At 57.7% G+C, this 6,600-nt stretch carries 7 protein-coding genes; 5 read left to right on the forward strand and 2 right to left on the reverse strand.

Translation table 11 applies throughout. From position 1 onward, the window contains the following. Both VI895_06020 and VI895_06025 read right to left on the reverse strand, forming a co-directional pair. On the reverse strand, positions 1 to 569 hold a 569-nt coding region (locus tag VI895_06020; GenBank protein ID HLG19358.1), incomplete at its 3' end, for a hypothetical protein. A 303-nt stretch (positions 570 to 872) separates the two neighbouring features. Further along, entirely contained in the window at positions 873 to 1,457 is a 585-nt protein-coding gene (locus VI895_06025; protein HLG19359.1) for a TlpA disulfide reductase family protein, read from the reverse strand. Positions 1,458 to 1,543: 86 nt separating this feature from the next. Between VI895_06025 and VI895_06030 the strand changes: the two genes are divergently transcribed. The 5 genes from VI895_06030 to priA all read left to right on the forward strand — a co-directional run. Then, the gene (locus VI895_06030; protein ID HLG19360.1) at positions 1,544 to 2,545 is read left to right on the forward strand and encodes a zinc-dependent alcohol dehydrogenase family protein; all 1,002 of its coding nucleotides are present in this window, start codon (positions 1,544 to 1,546) and stop codon (positions 2,543 to 2,545) included. Positions 2,546 to 2,618: 73 nt separating this feature from the next. Continuing rightward, a complete protein-coding gene (dksA, locus tag VI895_06035; GenBank protein ID HLG19361.1) occupies positions 2,619 to 2,981 on the forward strand; it encodes an RNA polymerase-binding protein DksA in 363 nt (120 codons plus the stop codon). Then, positions 2,978 to 3,850, forward strand: a complete 873-nt coding sequence (locus VI895_06040) for a UTP--glucose-1-phosphate uridylyltransferase (GenBank protein ID HLG19362.1) — start codon at positions 2,978 to 2,980, stop codon at positions 3,848 to 3,850. Before dksA ends, VI895_06040 begins: the two co-directional genes overlap by 4 nt. Next, positions 3,847 to 4,545 (forward strand): hypothetical protein, encoded by a 699-nt coding sequence (locus VI895_06045; GenBank protein HLG19363.1) that lies wholly within the window; start codon positions 3,847 to 3,849, stop codon positions 4,543 to 4,545. Before VI895_06040 ends, VI895_06045 begins: the two co-directional genes overlap by 4 nt. 44 nt (positions 4,546 to 4,589) lie before the next feature. After that, on the forward strand, positions 4,590 to 6,600 hold a 2,011-nt coding region (gene priA / locus VI895_06050; protein HLG19364.1), incomplete at its 3' end, for a primosomal protein N'.

Consider the following 6,600-nt stretch of genomic DNA (forward strand, 5'->3'; position numbering starts at 1 on the left):
ACCTTCATGGTCATGATTCCTTCGATCGGTTTCGGTCTCCAGTTCTTGATTTCATCCTGGTTTGGAGTGACGGGGGACGCGATGTACTTCTCGATAACTCTTTGGTCTCGGGATTTTTCAGTCAATCCTGACCCGCCATGAGCCGAATTGGCTTCACAACCACCATCCGCTGTCGCCGCAGTTCGATCTTCATTCGTGAATTCTTGCGCTCCGGGATTGATGACGAATTTGAGCCTATAGGTTCTGCCGCCAGTAAATTTTCTCGTCTTTAAAGCCTCCACGCGGATATCCATGAGACCGTCTTTCACAGATGGATCACCAGCTGCAGTTTCCCAAGTTTGCATGATCAAGGCGTGGTCGAGACGGTCTAGTTCCAACATCTTCGGGTCGATGTGGGGCTTCCGCGTATTGACGTAGGGTTCCAGTTTGATGTCCATGAAGTTCAGTAACTTTTCGAGTGGATCGTTAGAGGCTGGATTTTGAGCTGCGGCCGGCCTTGCAGTATTGGCCGCGATAAGAAATGCGATTGCGCCAATGCTTAGGGTCCTGAGCGTGGGGTTCGTGTTCATGGTACTTCCTCGTTGTATGATTCCATTTCTTGACGCGGTGCAATAACACAACTAATGCGCGGCGTCAACAGGGACTCTTTCCGAGTCCAATTTTCCCTATTCGGGTCCATGGTCTATCGAATTAAGCAATTCCCGTTCCATGCCATCCGCTTGAATTAATTAGAAATATTTATGGGTTCATGCAGGGAAAGTGCGTCGGACGCGCCTCAACCTGGGACACGTGCTCTTCAGCCCTGGGTCGCCTGGAGTTGGGGCTATTTGCGCGGCATTGGGGTGAGTCAGCCATAAACCTAGAATCAGTTTCTACTTTGATATGGGGGGGACGGAATCCAGAAGTGTGAAGAGTTCTCGTTCGATCATCTCTCCGAAAATCGCATACGTGCCGTTCGATGGCTTTACAAATAGGAGATTGGTCGGCGTTCCCCATTTCCGTGTGTCGCCCAGTTTCGTTCGTACCCGGTAATGATACGTAGATTGGCGGACGTCGGAATCTTTCGACCAGCTTTCCATGAGGAGAGGGAAGGGAAGTTTGTATTTGTCCACGAACTTCCGAACCTCGTCGGGCGATCCGTACTCGCTGACCAAAACGATTTTGAGCCCCTTCTTGCGGTAACGCTCATTTAATAGCGGAAGGAATGAGGCTTCGTTGTTGCTGTTCTCGCACCACGGCGCGAAGAAGCTCACCAATAGGAGGTTGTTTTGATCCCGAAGCGCGCTCAGCTTGACGGTGGTTTTTCCGCCCGGAGCGAGAAATTCGGCGTCGGGAAGGCCGGTGGCGACCTTTTGGACGGAGGCATATTCGTGGTCGTCGAGCGGCGCGGAAACGGCCGAACCGCTGATCAGCGCCGCCAGGACGGAAATACGAACGACGTAAAGGGCGTTCTCCACGGCCGGAACAATAACTCTTTTTAAATGCGGTTCAATCCGTCGACGGAGGAAAACTCCCGCGGTATCGTGGCGCCGAAATGCAAGCGATGGTGTGCGAAAGACAGGCGGGAATGGAAAATTCCCCGCTCCACCTTCTCGTACTCCCGCCGCCGGAACCGGGAGCAGGAGAGATTCGTGTCCGGATTCGAGCCTGCGGGGTCTGCCGGACCGATTTACACGTGATTGAGGGGGATCTTCCATCCAGGAAGCTTCCGATCGTTCCGGGGCATCAGGTGGTCGGCGTTGTCGATCAGAAGGGCCGGCTGACGTCGAAGTTTAAGAAGGGGGATCGCGTCGGAATCGCTTGGCTTCGATCGACCTGCGGCCAGTGTGAAGACTGCCGAAGGGGAAACGAGAATCTCTGTGAAATGTCGCGCTACACGGGATACGACGCCGACGGCGGTTACGCCGAGTATGCCGTGGTTCCTGAACCCTACGCGTACAGGATTCCGGACAGATTTAAGGAGGATGAGGCGGCGCCGCTTCTTTGCGCGGGGATCATCGGCTTTCGCGCGTTCAAACGATGCGACGTCGGACCGGGTGCGCGTCTGGGGCTTTTCGGGTTCGGATCTTCCGCGCACATCACGATTCAGGTGGCGCGGCACTTGGAGTGCGAAGTGTATGTGTCGACGAGGGGAGCGAAGCACCGAAAACTGGCGAGCGACTTAGGCGCCCGCTGGGTCGGGGAGGCGGACGAGATTCCGCCGGTGAAACTGGACGCGGCGATTCTTTTTGCCCCCGTCGGCAACCTGGTGCCGCCCGCTCTGCGCTCGCTGGGAAAGGGGGGACGACTCGTGAGCGCCGGAATTCATCTGACGACGATTCCCGAGATGACCTACAAGGAGCATTTCTTTCATGAGAAAGTCTTTACGAGCGTCGAATCGAATACGAGGCGGGACGGAGAGGAGCTGCTCACGTTAGCGGCGAAAATCCCCGTGCGCGCGAGGGTGGAGATCTTTCCGCTTGACGAAGCTAACCGTGCACTATTATTGCTGAAACAGGGAGCCATAGAAGGGACGGCCGTTTTGGTTCCCTCTTCAAATAGTTGAAAAGGGGGGACCGAAAACGCTATAAACATCGGCTCGGCGCAAATTAGCGCATTAGTTGAACCGGAGGGTTGCTATGACGAAGAAAAAGCTGGATATGTTTCGCGGGATCATCACCGGTCGGATGAACGAGCTGGTCAAACAGGCGCGCGCGTCGCTGGGGGATCTGACGGAGGCGCAGGAGAACTACGCCGATATGACCGACCAAGCTTCCGCGGAAATCGACCGTAACTTTTTACTTCGGATTAAAGACCGCGAACGCAAGTTGATCCTCAAAATGAAAGAAGCTCTCGAGCGGATTGATGACGGCAGCTTCGGCGTTTGTGAAATCTGCGGGGAAGGCATCGATGAAGAGCGGCTTAAGGCCCGCCCGGTGACCACCCAGTGTATCGAGTGCAAGACGGAGATGGAGGAGCAAGAGCGTCGGATGGAGGCATGAAGCCCCGCACGGCGGTTATTCCTGCGGCCGGTCTCGGCACTCGGTTTCTCCCGGCCACCAAAGTTGTTCCCAAAGAGCTTTTGCCGATCGTCGATCGGCCCGCGTTGGAGTACGTCGTCGATGAACTCGCACAGTCCGGGATCGACGAAATCATTCTGGTCATCGGTTCCGAAAAAGAATCGATCTTTGAACATTTCTCCATGGGGGGCCCGGTGGAGCAACTTCTCGAAGCGAGAGGGAAGCTCGACCTTTTGAAACGTCATCGCGAACTCCTCAAGAAGGTAAAATTCCGCAAAGCCTATCAACCGGAGCCGAAGGGACTCGGCCATGCGGTCTGGTGTGCGAAGGAAGAGGTGGGACACAGGCCTTTCGTGGTCGTGTTGCCCGATGATCTGATTCGATCCAACGTGCCGTGTGTCCGCCAGCTGATCGACGTGACGGCCAAAGAGGGTTGTTCGGCGGTCGCCGTGGAGAGGGTGGCGGACGACGCCGTCAAATCCTACGGGATCGTCGCGGGGCCGGATATGGACTCCGGGAAACCTTTTCGCGTGGAAACGATCGTCGAAAAACCGTCCCCGAAAGAGACTCCGAGCCGGTGGGCGATCGTGGGACGCTACGTCTTGGACCCGGTAATTTTTTCGGCGCTGGAGAAGATTGATCCCGGCGCCATCGGCGAAATTCAGTTGACCGACGGGTTGGCGGAATTGGCTCGAAGCAAGGGCCTTGTGGCGGTTCCGTTTGAAGGGAGGCGTTTGGACGTCGGCCAACCGCCCGGATATCTCGAGGCCAATATGATCTACGCCACGGATCGAAAAGATTTGGCGCCGATCGTCCGGCGTCTCGCGCGGGAAATTGTGGGCGAAAAATGAAACGGGCTCGATGGGTGATTCCGCTTATTGTGCTCCCGACGCTGGCAGCGGCGTTTGTTCCGCCCCCTTCGTTTGTCATCAACAAATGGGTGGGGAGAACCAAATCCGTAAGGACGATTCACGTCCGGCAAAAAACCACGCTGTATGAAAACGGTCAGCCGGCCGGATCGCTGGACGAAGAACTCTGGATGAAACGCCCCGGTCTCTATCGAAAGACCATGTCGTACGCCCAAGGAAATGTGGACTGGATCGTCGGTCCTCAAAAAGCGGGGCGACTGTTTCAGGGGAAATTCGACGTAGTCCCGCCGATGGAAGTGATGGGTGCCGCCGGTCTTTTCTACGTGTACGGGGACTCCAAGCGACTGACGGCCGGTTTTCGACAGGCCGGTGTGACGAGTGACGTGGCTCGATGGGTCCTGCGCGACCGCGAAGTCGGTTTCGAAATCGGGGACGCCGCCGGATCGCGCGTGATATTCGCCAAGAACGAAAACCGGCCGATGGCCGCGGAGTTGGGCGGAAAGAGCCACCGATTCTCGATTTCCAATCCTCCCCGATTCCGAATTCCATACCCCGAGATCATCGAAGTGTCGGTTCAGGGAAAGCTGACGGAGCGGACGGAGATCACCAGCGTGGATGTGGACGGGCCCATCGCGGACTCGCTCTTCGAGGTTCGCTCCGCTTCTCCCAAGCGATAGGACGTTGGATTCCATTCTTGGTTCGTTCCGGATAAAGAGGGTGCGTGGCGCGGTTTGTGGAAGTGGCCTTTCCACTCCCTCTCGATTCGACGTTTACGTACGACGTACCCGATGAGGCGGGATCCGTAACCGTAGGACAGCGGGTCCTGGTCCCGTTCCGACATCGGTCGATGACCGGTTATGTCGTCGCTCTCCCCCCGTCCGCGGGGGAAGTGAAGACCAAATCGATTGAAGCCATTTTGGATGATATTCCGATTCTGACGCCGTCGCTCATGGCCCTGGCGCGAAAGATGGCGAAGCACTACGGCGTTTCTCTGGGGGAGACCATCCAGACGATGTTGCCGCCGGGGCTCATCCGGCAAACGCGGCGGCGTCTTGCGGCCACCGACCAAGAAGGGGAACCCACCGATCTGGAGGCCCGCCGTTGGCTCGCGAGGATTCGAAAGAGCAGGGGGCTTGATTGGGTCGCTACCATCCGGCGGAATCCCGCGGCAACCCGTACGCTTCGAAAGCTGGAGCGGGACGGATGGATTCGGATCGAAAGTTTCCTTCGCCCGGAGCGTGCGCGCGTAAAAAAGCGGACTTCCGAGGCGGCGTACGACGCCACGTTCGTGAACGCACCTCCCGTCGTGCTATCGCGACCGCAGACGGCGGCGGCCGAGCGGATCTACTCGGCTCTGGAAAAGGGACAACACGAGAAATTTCTTCTCCACGGAATTACGGGGAGCGGAAAGACGGAGATCTACCTTCAAGCCGCTCAAAAGGCGCTGGGTCAGGGGAAAACGGTTCTCGCGTTGGTTCCCGAGATATCTCTTACGCCTCAATTTGTCGGGCGTTTCCGGGCGCGTTTCGGCGAGAGGATCGCCGTTCTGCACAGCGGACGGTCGGAAAGCGAGCGTTTAGCGGAATGGAAGCGGATCCGGCGAGGGGAAGCCACGGTGGTCGTCGGTGCCCGGAGCGCCGTGTTCGCTCCGCTCGAAAAAATCGGTCTCTTCGTGATCGACGAGGAACATGACTCCTCGTACAAACAGGAAGAGGGGCTGCTCTATCACGCTCGGGAACTGATTCGCGAGCGGTCGGAAACCGAGCGGGGCATACTCTTATACGGTTCGGCGACCCCATCTCTCGAGACTTTCAAAGCCGCGCATCGGGGGGAAGTCGAACTCCTCACCCTCCCGCATCGAGTCACCGGCCACGATTTGCCCTTGGTCCGGATTGTCGATCTTCGGGGGGAACTCCCTCGCTTTGGCGAGAAAGGGTTTTTTTCCACGCCTCTTCGCGAAGCGATCGCTCAAACGCTCGAGCGCGACGAACAGGTGGTCTTGTTTCTCAATCGCCGGGGATTCGCCCCCTGCGTCCTCTGTCCCTCGTGCGGAGAACATCTGCGTTGTTCGAATTGCAGCGTTTCGCTCACGTATCATGAACGGGAGAAGACGTACCTCTGTCATCACTGCGGACAATCGCAGCCGAGCGACATCCCCTGTCCCAAGTGCGGACAGGGGAAACTTTTTCCCCTCGGCGTCGGAACCGAAAGGGTGGAGCGGGAGCTGCACCACTTCTTTCCCGATGCGCGGATCGCGCGGATGGACCGCGACGCGGTCAAAAAGCGGGGGAAACACGAATCGATTTTGCGATCCCTCGCGCTTCGAGAAACGGACATTTTGATCGGAACGCAAATGGTGACGAAGGGGTTGGATCTCGCTCACGTCACGCTGGTCGGCGTTTTGCTCGCGGATCAATCGCTTCACTTCCCGGACTTTCGCGCCGCCGAACGGACGTTCCAATTGCTGACGCAGGTTGTGGGACGGTCCGGGAGAGGGGCGCGCCGGGGGGAGGCGGTGATTCAGACGTTTCAGCCGGAGCATTACGCCATCGTCGCCGCCGCGGCTCAGGACTATGCCGAATTTTACCGACAGGAAATCGAGTACCGGCGCCAGCTCCGCTATCCGCCCTTTTCCTCGATGGTTCTTCTGGAGCTGGAAGGGAAGGAGGCGGAATCGGTTCGCATGGCGGCGGAGTGGCTGGGCCGCCAGGCGCGTTTAGCGGACCGGCGTC

The sequence above is a fragment of the Bdellovibrionota bacterium genome, from assembly GCA_035292885.1.
Lineage (GTDB): Bacteria > Bdellovibrionota_G > JALEGL01 > JALEGL01 > DATDPG01 > DATDPG01.

What these genes read in the sequence shown, in the direction of transcription:
- VI895_06030 (HLG19360.1), top strand. Translation starts at nt 1,544, where the DNA reads ATGGTGTGCGAAAGACAGGCGGGAATGGAAAATTCCCCGCTCCACCTT.
- dksA (HLG19361.1), top strand. Translation starts at nt 2,619, where the DNA reads ATGACGAAGAAAAAGCTGGATATGTTTCGCGGGATCATCACCGGTCGG.
- VI895_06040 (HLG19362.1), top strand. Translation starts at nt 2,978, where the DNA reads ATGAAGCCCCGCACGGCGGTTATTCCTGCGGCCGGTCTCGGCACTCGG.
- VI895_06045 (HLG19363.1), top strand. Translation starts at nt 3,847, where the DNA reads ATGAAACGGGCTCGATGGGTGATTCCGCTTATTGTGCTCCCGACGCTG.